The sequence below is a fragment of the Janthinobacterium sp. GW821-FHT03C10 genome (assembly GCF_059420865.1).
In genome coordinates this window covers 92,247-107,340 of the sequence record NZ_JBWKUN010000009.1, presented here as the reverse complement: position 1 = coordinate 107,340, position 15,094 = coordinate 92,247, and the positions used below count along the sequence as shown (strand labels likewise).

The window sequence follows — 15,094 nt, the reverse complement described above, 5'->3', positions numbered from 1 at the left end:
GAGTAAATGCTGACTGCATGTTACCGGAATAGGTAAACTGATGGCGGACGAATAAGTATTTTTTGCACTGGGAATCATGTTTCCCTGCGCACAATTGGAACAGAATCACACTGAAAAGAAAGAAATTATGCTAGCAACGGACTCCGCACTGGTGCTCTTTAGCGGTGGACAAGATTCCACCACCTGCCTGGCCTGGGCCCTGAAACACTATAGCCGCGTGGAAACCATCGGCTTTGACTATGGACAGCGCCATGCGATCGAGCTGACCGTGCGTCCCGGCGTACTGGAACAGATGCGCCGGCAGTCGCCCGAGTGGGACAGCCGCCTGGGCCAGGACCACATGATCGACCTGTCGCTGATTTCCGCCATTTCCGATACGGCCATGACGCAGAACGTCGAGATCGTCATGCAGGAAAACGGCTTGCCGAACACCTTCGTGCCTGGACGCAACCTGCTGTTCATGACGGTGGCCGCCACCGTGGCCTACCGCCGCGGCTTGACGGTGCTGGTGGGCGGCATGTGCGAGACGGATTTCTCCGGCTACCCGGATTGCCGCGACGACACGATGAAGGCGCTGCAAGTGGCCCTGAACCTGGGCATGGATACGCGTTTGAAGCTGGAAACGCCGCTGATGTGGCTGGACAAGGCGCAAAGCTGGGACCTGGCGGAAGACCTGGGCGGCCAGCCGCTGGTCGACCTGATCCGCAGCGGCACGCATACGTGCTACCTGGGCGAGCGGGGCGAATTGCACGACTGGGGCTATGGCTGCGGCACCTGCCCCGCCTGTGCCCTGCGCGCGAACGGTTACCAGCAGTACGCGGCGCGCAAGGCGGCAAAATAAGCAGGTTGCGCCGTTTCTTCAAGCGGCGCGGCAGGCGTGCAAGCGATGCTGTGGTTTTTGCCACAGGAGCGCCTTGCCATGACATCCCTCTTTGCCGCGCTGTACGGCCCCGTCTTCTGGGCCGGCTTCATCGGCGCCGCCAGTTGCCTGATCGCGGTGTGCCACTATTCCCTCTGGGTCTTGCCGCCCTTGCTGCTGCTGGCCCTGCTCACTTCCCTGCTTGCCGAACGCTACCTGCCGTATGACGGCGCGTGGAACCACGCGCACGGCGACGGCTGGCGCGACGCCGTGCATGCGCTCGTCAACGAGGCGCTGTACCTGCTGGGCCTGGTTGCCTTCCCCCTGCTGGCCGGACACCTGGCGCTGGGCGCATTCTGGCCGGACCAGTTGCCGTTCTGGGCGCAGCTGCTGCTGGCCATCCTTATCGCCGACTGCGGCATCACGCTCGTGCATTACCTGAGCCACCATTATTACTTTCTGTGGAAACTGCATGCCGTGCACCACAGCGTGCGGCGCCTGTATGGTTTTAACGGCTGGATGAAGCACCCGCTGCACCTGCTGCTGGAAGCGGCGGGCGGCATGCTGCCCTTGTTGCTGCTGGGCATACCGGAGCCCGTCATGGCCGTGCTGGCGTTTGCCGTGGCGATCCAGCTGCTGTTGCAGCACGCGAACGTCGATATGCGCATGGGGCCGCTGCGCCACGTATTCGCCTGGGCGCCGCTGCACCGTTTTCACCACATGAAGTACGGCACGGCCGGCGACGTGAATTTCGGCCTGTTCTTTACGTGCTGGGACCGCCTGCTGGGCACGGCCTTCGACGCACCCGGCTACCGCATGCGGGGCGAGGACCTGGGCATCGGCAGCCGTCCCGACTATCCCGTGGCCTACCTGCCGCAATTGATCGAACCGTTCCGCGCGGAAGAGGGCGTGCGTGCGCCCGAGCTGCCGGCCGGCTTGAAGCATGCGCTCAATCGAGCAGCGTGACCTGCAACTGGCGCAAGCTGCGGTCGGCGCGCACGCCGAACAGGCTGCGCATGGTGCGCGAAAAATGCGCCGCATCGGCAAAGCCGGCGCCGTGGGCCGCGTCCGTCAAGGTACTGCCGAACAAGATAAAACGGATGGCCAGGCGCAAACGGCGCCACAGCACCAGCCGGCGCACGGGCAAGCCCAGCTGGGCGCTGAACAGGCGTTCCAGCTGGCTCAGCGACAAATGCGCGGCCTCGGCCACGGCTGCCGCGCTGACCTTGCCCGACAACAATATGTCGACCTGCTCCAGCGCGCGGCGCAAGCGGGGATCGGGCAAGGGCTCGCGCGGCTGGGCCCGCAATGCGGCGGCGATATGCTCCAGCGTGGGCGCGCCAGCCTGGGCGGCGGCCGCCAGCAAGGCTGCGCCACCCAGGCGCTGCGGCTCCGCATAGATGGTCAGCATGGGCGCCAGCGCGGTCACGATGGCGTGCGGGCGCAGGCTATCGACCAGCAAGTGCCGCGCCGTGTGGACGATGCCGTCGAGCTCTGCTGTGAAGGGCGCGCCCATGCTCAGCATCAACTGGTGCGCATAATGGGCGTGGCTGTCCGTGGCGCCCGCCGCGCCATGCAGGATGGCGAAGTCCGGCGCCAGCCAGAGTGTTCCCTGCCAGCTGTCTTGCTGCAAATGTGGCTCCTTGTTGATGGATTGCGGGGCGATCATACCAGCGGGCGCGAGATGGTTTTCATGGCATCGAATTTTCATGGAGTACGCATCATTGCATCGACGAAACATGTGCGCTTTTTAGCACAATATTCAGCATTGCAAGGGCGCCCGCTGTAACGTACTATCATTCTCATCGACTACCGATGGTAATCGTGCAGCCGCGGCCAGCCATGTTGCCGGCCGTGTCGCGGTTTGATGTCATTCTGCCTGTCAGCCTGCCATGCCTACACGCGCGTCTTTGTCGTGGTTTGCCCGGCCAGTGTCGCACTGGGTGGGACCGCGCGCCCTGGCCGCGCTGGTGCTGGCGCTGTGCCTGGGACTGACGTATGGCGCCTGGCGCAATGCCCACGACGCCAGCGAACAGCAGGTGCGGGCCGATTTCGATTTCCGCGTGCGCGAACTGGTGGGCAACATCGCCGGCCGCATGCAGACCTATATCCAGGTGCTGCACGGGGTGCAGGGACTGTATGCCAGTTCGCAGGAAGTCACGCGCCGCGAATTCCATGCTTATCTGGCGGTGCAGCAAGTCGACCGAAACTTTCCCGGCATCCACGGTATCGGCTATCTGCCGCTGTTGCCCGGCGCCGCCCTGGCGCGGCACGAGGCCAGCGTGCGCGCGGAGGGCTATCCCGGCTATGCCGTGCGCCCGCAAGGCCAGCGCGCCTGGCACGCGCCCATTACCTATCTGGAACCTTTGAGCGAGAGCAACCTGCTGGCCTTCGGTTATGACATCTGGTCCGAACCGGTGCGCCGCGCCGCGCTCGAGCAGGCGCGCGATACGGGCCAGGCCGCCATGACGGGCAAGATCCACCTGGTGCAAGATGGCGGCAGCGCCCAGGCGCATGGTTTCCTGATCGTGCTGCCCGTGTATGACAATGGCTTGCCGCATGCCGGCGTGGAGCAGCGGCGCGCCGCCTTGCGCGCCTGGGTGTTTGCGCCGTTCCGCATGGGCGACCTGATGGCGGGCGTGGGCGGCGAGGCGGCGCGCCAGCTGGACCTGGAAATCTATGACGGCGCGCAACTGGCCGAGGCGGCCCTGATGTATGACAGCTTGCCGGGCGCCTTGTCGTCCGCCGCGTCGGACAGCCTGGTGTCGCGGCAGGCGATCACCATCGCCGGCCGCGCCTGGACCTTGCGCGTGCGCGCCATGCCGGGCTTCGATGGCGAGGTGCTGGCGCGGCCCCGCCTGGTGGCCTGGGCCGGCTTGCTGGCCAGCATCGTGCTGGCGCTGGCGGCCTGGCTGCTGGCGGCGGGCCGCGCCCGCGCCCAGGCGGCGCTGGCGCGCTCGAGCGAGCTGACTGCGCAGCTGGAGCAGGGGCAGGCGAGCGTGCTGGCGATGGCCGAGGCGGCGCAGCGCAGCCAGGCCATGCTGCGCAGCATCCTCGATTCGACCATCGACGGCATTCTGGTCGACAACATCAATGGCCGCATCTTCACCTCGAACCGGCGCTTCCGCGACCTGTGGCAAGTGCCCGACGCGCTCGACTGGCAAGCCGATGGCGCGGCGCTGGTGCGCCATGTGGAAAGCCAGCTGGAGCAGGCGGCGCCGTTCCTCGGGGCACGCGCCCACGCGCCGCACGGCCACCGCGAGCGGCGCGACGTGCTGCACCTGCGCGATGGACGGGTGGTCGAACAATATGTGCGCAGCATGCAGCTGGGCAATGAGCAGGCGCGCTTGTGGACCTTCCGCGATATCAGCGAGCGCAGCCAGATGGAGCGGCGCGAGCATACGCGGCGGCAAGTGCTGGAAATGCTGGCCACGGGCGCGCCGCTGGAGCGGGTGCTGGAAAGCGTGGTGCTGAGCGTGCAAGCGGACCATCCGGCCATGCTATGCAGCATCTTGCTGCTCGATGAAAGCCGCCACCGCCTGGTGCTGGGCGCGGCGCCGAGCTTGCCCGCGTTCTTCAACCTGTCCAGCCATGGGCATGACCTCGACACGCTGCAGGGCGTGCATGGCATCGCCGCGCAAGCCGTGCGCGACGGCCAGCGCGTGATCGTCGGCGACCTGCATGCCGAGGCGCAGGAAACGATGGAACTGGCGTGCCGGGCCCAGCTGCAATCGTGCTGGGCCGAGCCCGTGCGTGGCGGCTCGGGCAAGCTGCTGGGCGTGCTGATGGCGTATCACCGCCAGCCGACGCTACCGGGTGCGGCGCATCTGGCGCGGCTGAGCGAGGCGGCGCACCTGGCCGGCATGGCCATCGAACAGGCGCAGGTGGCGCTGGCCCTGCGCGCCGGCGAAGCGCGTTTCCGCAGCCTGTACGACCATGCGCCCGTGGCCCTGTGGGAACAGGACTGGTCGGCCGTGCGCGCCGCGCTCGATGCTCTCGAGCAAGCGGGCGTGCGCGACCTGGGCGCCCATTTCCAGACCAATCCGGACGCGCTGCAGCGGCTGGCGGGGCTGGTGCGCATCATCGATGCGAACGGCGCCGCGCTGGCGCAGGTGCGCGCCAACGAGGACGACCAGCGCCGCGGCGCGCTGAGCCTGGCACAGAATTTCGATGACAGCGCCTTGCCCCGTTTCGGCGATGCGCTGCTGGCGCTGGCTGGCGGCGCCCACCTGTACGAGTGCGAAAGCAGCTTCGTGCGTCTCGACGGCGCGGCGCGGCAAAATGAATTGAGCTTGCTGGTGATGCCCGGCCATGCGGACAGCCTGGACTTTGTCATGGTGTCCTCGCTCGACATCACCGAGCGCAAGCGCATGAACGCGGAACTGCTGCAGCTGGCCACCACGGATTTCCTGACCGGCTTGCCGAACCGGCGCCACTTCATGGCGTCGCTGGAAAACGAGCATGCCCGCTTGCAGCGCGAGCTGGCCAGCTGCGCCAGCGTGCTGATGCTCGACATCGATCACTTCAAGCGCGTCAACGACGAATACGGCCACGCCGTGGGCGATGCCGTGCTGCGTCACCTGGGCGCGCTGATGTGTCAGGCGCTGCGCAAGGTCGACGTGCCGGGCCGCGTGGGCGGCGAGGAATTCGCCATCTTGCTGCCGGGCACGGATCTGCCGGCGGCGGCCGTGTTTGCCGAACGGCTGCGCCGGCGCGTGGCGGAAAGTTCGCTGACCATCGATGGCGGCATTGTGCTCACCATCACGGTGAGCATCGGCATGGCCGCCATGGCCGGCACCGATGCCGATTGCGACGCCGTGCTGGCGCGCGCCGACGAGGCGCTGTACCGGGCCAAGCGGGGCGGGCGCAACCGCATCGAGCAGAATGACGGCGGCGGCGACGGCGTGCTCAGCAAGTTCATGGCGCAGTGATTACAGGCTGTGCTGATGCGTCTGCGCCTGCTTGCGGTTGCGGCTGACGATCAGCCAGACGATGGCGACGGGAATCAAGAGCGGCAGCAGCACGGGCGTGCTCAGCGCCAGTGCCAGCGCCACGCACAGGGCCACCACGGCGATCAGCACCACGCCCACGCCGGCCAGGACCACGCCCGTGACGACGGCGGCGCACACCAGCGCAATGGCGGCGATCAGCAAGCCGCCGCCGGCAAACACCAGGCCGAACAGCCACTCCAGCGGACCGTCGATCTCGTCGCCGTTGAGCTGCATGTGCATGTCCGCGGCGCCGATCTTGTCGAGGAACAGGCAGGCAAGCATGACGATGAGGACGAAGGTGAGCAATTTTTTCATGGTAAGCCTCGCTGTGTGGGGGATGGGGTGTTGCATGGTCACACTGTAGGGGCGCGCCCCGCTTGCCGCCAGCGGCGTGCGACAGGCCGTCATTTTCACGGTATGGAAGGCGCTGGAGGCCGGAAAAACGCTGATGTATAACAAGATTTCTTTTCTTGTAATGTGCGCAAGCCGTCCTATACTGATTACCTCAGTCCCGCAAGGAGGGCAACATGTTTGCAGATACCGGGGATCAATCGCTATCCCTTTCCCGCCATCGAACCACGCGCCAGCGTAGCGCCCCGCAGTCCTGCGCCGAGCCCGTCGGCGCGCCATCGGCGATACCGCCGATCATCATCACCCCGTTCAATTACCATGCACCGCTGCCGGCCATCGACCCGCGCTGGGTGCCGCCCGGTCCGCCGCTGACCTGGCCCAACCGGCCTGCCATGTCCATGTGCTGACAGTTGCCCGGGAAGGTGCCGGAAGGAAGTGGTGAAGGTTCACCGTTGCCGCCGGCAAGGCGGCACGGGCGGGCGTTTTCGACTATCATGCTAGCCCCGACCTTCCATCACGAGCACCGCCATGAGTACCGATTTTCCCGACTTTTCCGACGAATCCGCCGAGCAGGACAATGACGCCCCGATCCAGGAGCCGCGCCTGTGGGTAGGCAATGGCTGGACGGCGCGCGTGATCAAGAACGAGGAAGATGAAGGCTGGGCCGTGGCCATGATCAAGGATGGCGAACCGGAGCCGGCCCTCGTGGGACCGTGGACCATGGGCCGCGACAAGAAAAACCCGAAGCCGCTCGACGTCAACGCCTTCAATACCCTGGTCAAGACGGCGTCCGAGGTGCTGCGCCGCCACGAGCAGCAGCTGCATGCGCAACTGCACAAGAACCTGTTCGTCGCCACCGACGAGGGGCAGATCAAGGTGATGTTCGACATCGTGCCCGACGAAGACCACCCGTACGCTGAACTGAGCGCCTACGACGCCGACGGCGAACAGATCGCCAAGGTGCGCACCTCGGCCGCGTTCAAGTTCAATGCCACGTCCGCGGCGAACTGGATCGAAGGCGGCTACCGCCGGCCGTAAGCTGCATATTGTTGGCGCCGATGCTGGTGTCGGATGACGCTCCTTCGGAGCTAATCCGACCTACGTCCGCCACCCATGGACAGGTAGGTCGGATCAGGCCTGAAAGGCCGTCATCCGACATTGCTACCAGCGTCAACAATGCGTCGGATGACGCGCTTGCGACCTCGGCGGCCCCCGCTAATCCGACCTGCCTCTTACGGCATACGCCAGCCGGTACAGCAATGGCAGCACCAGCAGCGTCAATGCCGTCGACGATAAAATGCCGCCGATCACCACGGTGGCCAGCGGACGCTGCACTTCAGCGCCCGTGCCCGTGGCAATGGCCATCGGCACGAAGCCCAGCGACGCCACCAGCGCCGTCATCAAGACGGGCCGCAGGCGCGTGATCGCTCCCTCGCGTATGGCATCCTGCAAGGGCATGCCCTGTTCGCGCAGCTGGCGGATGTAGGCGATCATCACCAGGCCGTTGAGCACGGCCACGCCGGACAGGGCGATGAAGCCCACGGCCGCCGAAATCGACATGGGAATGTCGCGTAGCCACAGGGCGACGATGCCGCCCGTCAAGGCGAACGGGATGCCGCTGAAGACCAATAAGCCATCTTTCACGTTGCCGAACATGGCAAACAGCAGGACGAAGACGAGCGCCAGCGCCACGGGCACCACCAGTTCCAGGCGCTTGGTGGCCGACTGCAATTGCTCGAACTGGCCGCCCCAGCTGGTCCAGTAGCCGGCCGGAATGGCCACCTGCGCTTGCAACTGCTGCGTGGCGTCGGCCACGAACGAGCCGATATCGCGCCCGCGCACGTTGGCGCTGATGACGATGCGGCGCTTGCCGTCTTCCCGGCTGATCTGGTTCGGTCCCGGCGCCACTTGCAGGCTGGCCACTTCGCCGAGCGGAATGAAGCGTGCGCGGCCTTCCGCCGCCGCGCCCAGGGGCAGGGCGATGGGCAGGCGTTTGAGTTGCTCCAGGTCGCTGCGCAGGCTGTCGGGCAGGCGCACGACGATGTCGAAGCGGCGGTCGCCCTGGAACAGGGTGCCGGCCTCCTGCCCGCCGATGGCCGTGGCGATCGCCGCCTGCACGTCGGCAATGTTGAGACCGTAGCGGGCCGTCTGCTCGCGGTCGATCTGCACCGTCAGCATCGGCAGCCCCGTCGTCTGCTCGACTTTTACCTCTGTCGCGCCCGGTATCTTGCCCAGCACGGCGGCGATCTTCGCCGCCGTGCTGTCGAGGACAAGCATGTCGTCGCCGAACAGTTTCACGGCCACGTCGCTGCGCACGCCGGAAATCAGTTCATTGAAGCGCAGCTGGATCGGTTGCGAAAACTCGTAGTTATTGCCCGGCAAGCTCGTGGCCGTGGCTTCGATTTCCGCCAGCAATTGCTCGCGCGACTTCTTCGGTTCTGGCCATGCGTCGCGGGGTTTCAGCATGATGTAGCCATCGGAAATATTCGGCGGCATGGGGTCGGAGGCGATCTCGGCCGTTCCCGTACGGGCGAACACGCGCGCGATTTCCTTGTGGTTTGCCATCAGCTTGCTTTCCAGTTGCTGCTGCATGGCCAGCGATTGCGTCAAGCTGGTGCCGGGGATGCGCAGGGCCTGGATGGCGATGTCGCCCTCGTTCAGGCTGGGCACGAATTCGCTGCCCATGCGCGTGGCCAGCAAGCCCGACAGCACGACGGCTACCGCCGCGCCCGTCAACACGACGGGCGTGTTGCGCATCACCTTGTCCAGCAGCGGCGCATACCAGCGCTTGGCGGCGCGCATGATGGCGTTTTCCTTCTCCGCCACCTTGTCGCCGATAAACAGCGCCACGGCGGCCGGGATGAAGGTGATCGACAGCAGCATGGCGCCTAGCAGGGCGATCACCACCGTCAGGGCCATCGGCGTAAACATGCGGCCCTCCACGCCCGTCAGCGCGAAGATGGGCAGGTACACGACTATGATGATCAGCTGGCCATATAGCAGGGGCCGGCGCGCTTCTTGCGATGCCGCAAACACTTCCTGAAAACGCTCCTGCAAGGTCAAGGGCCGTCCCAGTTTCTGCTGCGCATGGGCCAGGCGGCGCACGCAGTTTTCCACGATGACCACGGCGCCATCGATGATGATGCCGAAATCGAGCGCCCCCAGACTCATCAGGTTGGCGCTCACATGGTATTGCACCATGCCCGTAAACGTGAACAGCATGGCCAGCGGAATCACCATGGCCGTGATGACGGCCGCGCGGATATTGCCGAGGAATAAGAACAGGATGGCGATCACCAGTACCGCGCCTTCCAGCAGGTTTTTCTTCACCGTATTGATGGCCTTGTCGACGAGTACCGTGCGGTCATACACGGTGACGGCGTGCACGCCTTTGGGCAGGCTGCGGTTGATTTCCACCATCTTTTTATCCACGGCTTGCGACACGGCGCGGCTGTTCTGTCCGATCAGCATGAAGACGGTGCCGAGCACCACTTCGCGGCCGTTTTCCGTGGCCGCGCCCGTGCGCAGCTCGCGCCCCAGCACCACGTCGGCCACGTCGCGGATGCGGATCGCCACGCCCTGCACATTGGCGACGACGATGTTGCCGAGATCGTCCTTGGACGCCACCTGGCCCGGCGCGCGTATCAGCAGCTGCTCGCCCTGCCGTTCGATGTAGCCGGCGCCCACGTTGCTGTTGTTGCGCTCGAGCGCCGTCACCACGTCTTGCAGGCTGATGCCGTAGGCGGCCAGCTTTTCCGGATACGGCGCCACCTGGTATTGCTTGGCGTAGCCGCCGATGGCGTTGATTTCCGTAACACCCGTGACATTGCGCAACTGCGGCTTGATGATCCAGTCCTGGATTTCGCGCAAGTCCGTCGGCGTGTACGGCGTGCCGTCCGGCTTTTTCGCGCCTTCCTGCGTTTCCACCGTCCACAAATAGATTTCACCGAGGCCCGTGGAGACGGGGCCCATCTTCGGTGTGATGCCAGCCGGCAAGCTTTCCTTCGCTTCCTGCAGGCGCTCGTTGATCATCTGGCGGGCAAAATAGATGTCCGTGCCATCCTTGAAGATCACGGTCACTTGCGACAGGCCATAGCGCGACAGCGAGCGCGTCTGTTCCAGGTTGGGCAAGCCGGCCATGGCCGTCTCGATGGGGAAGGTGACCCTCTGCTCGGTTTCCAGCGGCGAATAGCCGGCGGACTGGGTATTGATTTGCACCTGCACGTTGGTGATGTCGGGCACGGCGTCGATGGGCAGCTTTTGATAGCTGTAGATGCCCAGGCCGGCCATCGTGGCCACGGCCAGCATCACCAGCCAGCGCTGGTCGATGGCAAAGCGGATCAAGCGTTCAAACATGATGGTTTCCTTAGCTTTGACGTGATCAATGTTCGTGGCCGGCGGAATCTTTGCCCAGCTCGGACTTCAGGACGAAACTGCCTTGCGCCGCGTACGGCGTGCCGGCGGCCAGGCCCTGCTTGATGTGCGTCAACTTGCCATCGCTGCGCCCCAGCACCACGGGCGTGGCCTGGTAGCCGTCCTTGACCTGCACGAAGACGACGGGCTTGTCTTCCACCGTCTGGATGGCCGTGCTCTGCACTGTGACGGGCGCGTCCGCTTCGCCGGACACCACTTCCACGCTGACGAACAGGCCCGGGCGCCAGGCCATGTCCGGGTTCTGCAAGCTGATGCGTGCCTTGGCCGTGCGCGTCTGTTCGCCCAGCAGCGCGCCCACGTAGGTGATCGTGCCTTGCGCGCTGGCATCAAACGCGCTGGCTTTGACTTCCGCCTTGCCTCCTATGCGCACGGTGGCCAGGTCTTTTGCCGGCACGGCGATTTCGGCCCACACGGTCGACAGGTCGGAAATGACGAAGATGTTCGCGTCTTCCTTGACGGCTTCGCCCAGGGTGATATGTTTTTCCAGCACCATGCCGTCGAACGGCGCGCGGATGTCGTAGCGGTTCAGCGGCCCTTTGCTGGCCCCGGTCCCGGCGCCGCTGGCGCCCAGCGCGCTGAGCTTTTGCTGCGCGTTCTGCACGGCGATTTCCGCCTCGCGCCACGCCTGCTGCGCCTGCAGGTAATCCTGTTCGGCCGAAATCTTCTCGCGCCACAGTTTTTCTTCGCGCTCATACGTGGAGCGGGCCAGCGACAGGCGCCGCTGCGCCGACAGCAGTGCGCTGCGCTGTTCCGACAGTTCCGTGCTGGCGATGACGGCCAGCACTTGCCCCTTTTTCACCAGCTGGCCCAGGTCCGCCTGCACGGCTTCCACCACGCCGGCCAGGCGCGGCACGACGTGGGCCGTGCGGTCTTCATTGAAACGGATTTCGCCGGGCAGGGCCACCGTCGTCTTGATGCGGCCGGGCGCGGCCGTGGCGATGACGACGCCGGCCGCCTTGCCTTGCGCCGCCGTCAATTCCAGCCGGCCTTCCACCTCCTCGTGGCCGTGTTCGTCTTTCTTTTCAGCGTGGGCTTCCGCCTTGGCGGCGGTGGGCGGCGCCGTCGTGGAATTGCCCGTGCCGAGGATGAGGATGGCCAGCACGATGCCAGCGGCCGCGATGGCGCCGATGGCGATCGCTTGTTTCTTGTCGAGTTTGATATTCATTGTCATGGATTCCTTACAGGGGAGCAGGGGCGCCCAGCAGGCGCTCGATCTCGGCGGCGGCGTGCTGCGCTTCCGTCAGCGCGCGCAGGTATTGGTTTTTGGCTTGCAGCAAGGTGCGCTGGGCATCGAGCACGTCGAGGAAGGCGAACTTGCCGAACTCAAAGCCCTTGCTGGCCGCGTCGTAGGCGCTCTGGGCGCCGGGCAAGATATCCTGGCGCAAGCTTTCCACGTCGAGCCGGGCCGTGGCCAGGCGTTCGCTGGCGGCGGCCACGGCCGTCTGCACGGCGATGCGGGCGGCGACCAGCTCGTCGCTGGCCTTGTCGCTGCGGCGCAGGGCGTCGAGCTTGTTGCCCGCATTGCGGTCGAACAAAGGCAGCGGCAGGGCCAGGCCGATGATGGCCTGGTTGCGGCCCAGCTCTTCCGAGCGCTTCATGCCGATGCTCACCGTGACGTCGGGTGTGGCGCGCCGCTGTTCCACGTCCAGCATGGCTTGCCGCTGGGCAAGCGCGCTGCGGGCCTGGCGCACGGCAGGGGCTTGCTCCAGTCGTGCCGCCAGTTCGCTGCCTGGCGGCAGCGGCGGCAAGGTTTCCAGGCGTCCCTCGGCCACGGTAAAGCGGGGCGCGGCATTGCCCCACAGGGCGGCCAGGCGCTTGCGGGCGCCAGCCAGCGTGCTGCGGGCCAGGTTCAGCTCCAGCCGCACGCTCGCTTCGGCGACCCTGGCGCGGGTTTCCTCGACGGGGGACGCCTTGCCGGCTGTCACCCGGCGCGCCGTGATGTCGCTGGCGCGCGCGGCCAGCGCCTGCGCGCTGTCGGCCAGACGCAAGCCTTCCTGCGCCGCCAGCACGTCGACGAAGGCGGTGGCCACTAGCGCGCGCGTGTCGGCTTGCTGCAGGGAAAGGCCAGCTTGCGCCAGGTCTTCGCCGCGCTGGGCGACGGCGGCGCGCGCGCCACGCTTGCCGCCCAGTTCTATGAGCTGGTTGAGTTGCACGGTGGTGCTGCGCGTGGCGCGCCGCGTGTCTTCCAGCACGGTTTGCAGTTCCGGGTTGGGCAGGGCGCGCGCCTGTTGCAGGGCGCCGCCCTGCGCCGCCAGTTCATGGCGGGCGGCCGACAGGGTGGCGTTGCCGCCTTCGGCCAGCAGCAGGGCGGCGGGCAGGGTCAGGGGCGCGGCGGGTTCTGCAGGTGTTTGCGCGTGCGCAAAGTTGCCGGCCAGCAGGCCAGCGGAAAGTAACAAGATGATTCGGTACATCGAATTCTCCAGGGAATGGAAAAAGAATTCGACGGGACGCGCAGGCTTGCGCCTGCTTTAGTCAGGCCCGCATATTGCGATCAGTGAAAGTAACGTCCCGTCGGCCTAGATGGCCGACGACCAGTCAGGGCGCTTGGGCGCGTCCGGGATGTGGGAAGCGTAAAAGAAGGGGGAGGTGTCCGCGTTGACGGAAGTCATGTCGCCGATGGGCAGGCTGGAGCCGGCCGGCAGCCACGCATGGCCGATGCCGTGGCAGACGTTGCAATCGCTGTGCGGCTGGCCTTTTTTCTGCTGCTCAGCTTTATCGCCGGCGGGTTGTTTGTCCGCATCGGCCTTGTGCTGGTGGCTGTGGTGGCCCAGGTGCTGCGCCGCCTTGCCTTCCTCGTGCAGGCAATACGCGCTCGCCGCGGCCCAGGACATCTGGAGCGGAAGCACGAACAGCAGCAAAATGAGGAAGAATTTTTTCATGTATGCATCTATTGTACAGAAAGGCGGTCCCGCATGCCTGGCTGGGCGCGCCACGCCTTCAGCTGCGTGGCGATGGCCTTGCCCTGGAATAGCTGCGGCTCGGAATGCTCTTCCGCCTCCATGCCGCCTTCGAGGAAATCGGCCGCCTCGCGCGCCTGCACCAGCACCTTGGCCTTGTCGAACGCCTCGGCAAAGCCGGCGCTCTTGGGCAAGGCTTCCTTGAAATACGCTTCGCTGAAGTAAGTAAAATCGTTCTGGTCGTCGCAGCCGAACGAGGTGCGGTCGCTGCGCGCGGCCGTGATGATGAGGGTATTGTCATCTTTTAATGGCGCGATGAAGCCGCCCGCATAGCAGGCCGAGATCACGATGACTTTCCAGCGGATGCCGCTGCGCTTGAGCATGCCCGCCAGCTCCTGCGCGGGCAGGCTGTGCAAGTCCATGCCGTTTTGCGCCAGCGCCAGTTCGTGCTCGGGCGAGCCGTGGCTGGTGAGGAATAAAAACAGGATGTCGTTCTGCTTGTCCATCTTCGCGCCCAGGGCGTCGAGGCTGGCGGCGATGCTGGTGCGCGTGGCCATCGGCTGCTGCGCCACCGTGTTGCGGCTGTTGACCAGCATCAAGGAGCGGCCCACGGTGCCGTAATCGCGGTCGAACTGGCGCTGCACGAAGGCCGTTTCGCGGTGAAACACTTCCTGCGCGCCATCGCCGGCCACGCCCAGCAGGTACAGGTTGATCTTTTTTGCCCCGTCGCGCGGCGCGATGCGGGCCAGGGCGCCGTCGAGCAGGGTGCGCTGGTTGTACAGGGCCAGCTCGATATTGTCGCGCGTGAGCTTGTCCAGGGCCGGGTCGTCGAGCTGGCCTTCCGTCCAGTTGCCGCTGTCTTCGCGCCGGCCGTCCAGCTGCGCCACGGCGTAGCGCAGCACGCCCTTGCCGTCGAACTGGCCATTCTTGAAGCCACCCCGGTATTCGTCGCCGTCGGCCGTGCGCAGCACGCCTTCGCCCTCGAATTTCCAGTCTTTCAGCGCGCCTTCGTAATGGATGCCGTCGCTGGTGGTGACCTTCGCCTTGCCCTGCACCTGGCCCTGGACGAATTCGCCTTCGAAGACGGTGCCGTCCGTGTCGGTCAGCTTGCCGGCGCCGTGCGGGCGCCAGTGCTTGAAATGGCCCTCGAAGGTGGCGCCATCGGCGCCCTGGAAGCGGCCTTGTCCCTCGAAGCTGCCGTTGACGAAGTTGCCCGCATAGATTTCGCCCTTGGGCGAGGTGTAGCGGCCGATGCCGTCGAAGGCGCCCTGGCGGAATGCGCCCGTGTATTCGACGCCGGACGCCTGGCGCAGCTTGCCCTGGCCGGAAAACACGCCGCGCGCGAAGCCCCCTTCGTAATAGGCGCCGCTTGCGTATTCGAGCCGGCCCTGGCCGTGCATCTTGCCCGCGACGAGGGGGCCGAAATAGCGTCCGCCATCGGCCGTTTCCGCCGCCGGCGCCTTGGCTGGCGCGGCGCACAGCGACGGCATGCCCAGCGCGGCAAAGGCCAGCAGGCCGGCGAGGGTGTAGGGGCGAAGCGAGGCGCGTAGCATGGCGGTCAT

At 65.8% G+C, this 15,094-nt stretch carries 12 protein-coding genes; 5 read left to right on the top strand and 7 right to left on the bottom strand.

Features of this window, described 5'->3' with window-relative positions:
* The first annotated feature begins 127 nt into the window (after positions 1-127).
* Positions 128-841, top strand: coding sequence for a 7-cyano-7-deazaguanine synthase QueC (queC, locus tag AC07VH_RS25480; protein WP_086140873.1), 714 nt, complete (start codon positions 128-130; stop codon positions 839-841).
* Between the two features lie 78 nt (positions 842-919).
* Positions 920-1,825, top strand: coding sequence for a sterol desaturase family protein (locus tag AC07VH_RS25475; RefSeq protein ID WP_494788830.1), 906 nt, complete (start codon positions 920-922; stop codon positions 1,823-1,825).
* Here the strand turns inward: AC07VH_RS25475 and AC07VH_RS25470 are convergent.
* Entirely contained in the window at positions 1,809-2,492 is a 684-nt protein-coding gene (locus AC07VH_RS25470) for a helix-turn-helix domain-containing protein (protein ID WP_494788831.1), read from the bottom strand. The genes AC07VH_RS25475 and AC07VH_RS25470 overlap by 17 nt on opposite strands.
* Positions 2,493-2,751: 259 nt before the next feature.
* Here AC07VH_RS25470 and AC07VH_RS25465 point away from each other — a divergent pair, with 259 nt between their 5' ends.
* A complete protein-coding gene (locus tag AC07VH_RS25465; RefSeq protein WP_475417185.1) occupies positions 2,752-5,790 on the top strand; it encodes a sensor domain-containing diguanylate cyclase in 3,039 nt (1,012 codons plus the stop codon).
* Here AC07VH_RS25465 and AC07VH_RS25460 read toward each other — a convergent pair whose 3' ends face one another.
* Positions 5,791-6,165 carry a hypothetical protein gene (locus tag AC07VH_RS25460; protein WP_489629013.1) on the bottom strand — a complete coding sequence of 125 codons (375 nt, stop codon included), beginning with the start codon at positions 6,163-6,165 and terminating at the stop codon, positions 5,791-5,793. It abuts the gene before it with no gap.
* A gap of 212 nt (positions 6,166-6,377) precedes the next feature.
* Between AC07VH_RS25460 and AC07VH_RS25455 the strand changes: the two genes are divergently transcribed.
* Complete coding sequence (locus AC07VH_RS25455; RefSeq protein ID WP_475417187.1) at positions 6,378-6,608, top strand: hypothetical protein; 231 nt, start codon at positions 6,378-6,380, stop codon at positions 6,606-6,608.
* A 121-nt stretch (positions 6,609-6,729) separates the two neighbouring features.
* On the top strand, positions 6,730-7,239 hold the full coding sequence (locus tag AC07VH_RS25450; RefSeq protein ID WP_070217754.1) for a hypothetical protein: 510 nt from the start codon (positions 6,730-6,732) through the stop codon (positions 7,237-7,239).
* Between the two features lie 177 nt (positions 7,240-7,416).
* Here the strand turns inward: AC07VH_RS25450 and AC07VH_RS25445 are convergent, their stop codons facing one another.
* From AC07VH_RS25445 to AC07VH_RS25425, 5 genes are all read right to left on the bottom strand, one after another.
* Positions 7,417-10,557, bottom strand: a complete 3,141-nt coding sequence (locus AC07VH_RS25445; RefSeq protein ID WP_494788832.1) for an efflux RND transporter permease subunit — start codon at positions 10,555-10,557, stop codon at positions 7,417-7,419.
* A 25-nt stretch (positions 10,558-10,582) separates the two neighbouring features.
* Positions 10,583-11,800, bottom strand: coding sequence for an efflux RND transporter periplasmic adaptor subunit (locus AC07VH_RS25440; RefSeq protein ID WP_494788882.1), 1,218 nt, complete (start codon positions 11,798-11,800; stop codon positions 10,583-10,585).
* Positions 11,801-11,813: 13 nt separating this feature from the next.
* Entirely contained in the window at positions 11,814-13,046 is a 1,233-nt protein-coding gene (locus AC07VH_RS25435; protein WP_494788833.1) for a TolC family protein, read from the bottom strand.
* Between the two features lie 105 nt (positions 13,047-13,151).
* Positions 13,152-13,514 (bottom strand): cation efflux protein, CzcI family, encoded by a 363-nt coding sequence (gene czcI, locus AC07VH_RS25430; protein ID WP_494788834.1) that lies wholly within the window; start codon positions 13,512-13,514, stop codon positions 13,152-13,154.
* 8 nt (positions 13,515-13,522) lie between these two features.
* Entirely contained in the window at positions 13,523-15,094 is a 1,572-nt protein-coding gene (locus tag AC07VH_RS25425) for a C13 family peptidase (protein ID WP_494788835.1), read from the bottom strand.

Bases quoted from the DNA above. Each gene is read 5' to 3' on its own strand.
- AC07VH_RS25440 (WP_494788882.1), bottom strand. From the start codon at position 11,800: ATGAATATCAAACTCGACAAGAAACAAGCGATCGCCATCGGCGCCATC.
- czcI (WP_494788834.1), bottom strand. From the start codon at position 13,514: ATGAAAAAATTCTTCCTCATTTTGCTGCTGTTCGTGCTTCCGCTCCAG.
- AC07VH_RS25435 (WP_494788833.1), bottom strand. From the start codon at position 13,046: ATGTACCGAATCATCTTGTTACTTTCCGCTGGCCTGCTGGCCGGCAAC.
- queC (WP_086140873.1), top strand. From the start codon at position 128: ATGCTAGCAACGGACTCCGCACTGGTGCTCTTTAGCGGTGGACAAGAT.
- AC07VH_RS25475 (WP_494788830.1), top strand. From the start codon at position 920: ATGACATCCCTCTTTGCCGCGCTGTACGGCCCCGTCTTCTGGGCCGGC.
- AC07VH_RS25465 (WP_475417185.1), top strand. From the start codon at position 2,752: ATGCCTACACGCGCGTCTTTGTCGTGGTTTGCCCGGCCAGTGTCGCAC.
- AC07VH_RS25455 (WP_475417187.1), top strand. From the start codon at position 6,378: ATGTTTGCAGATACCGGGGATCAATCGCTATCCCTTTCCCGCCATCGA.
- AC07VH_RS25460 (WP_489629013.1), bottom strand. From the start codon at position 6,165: ATGAAAAAATTGCTCACCTTCGTCCTCATCGTCATGCTTGCCTGCCTG.
- AC07VH_RS25445 (WP_494788832.1), bottom strand. From the start codon at position 10,557: ATGTTTGAACGCTTGATCCGCTTTGCCATCGACCAGCGCTGGCTGGTG.
- AC07VH_RS25450 (WP_070217754.1), top strand. From the start codon at position 6,730: ATGAGTACCGATTTTCCCGACTTTTCCGACGAATCCGCCGAGCAGGAC.
- AC07VH_RS25425 (WP_494788835.1), bottom strand. From the start codon at position 15,094: ATGACCGCCATGCTACGCGCCTCGCTTCGCCCCTACACCCTCGCCGGC.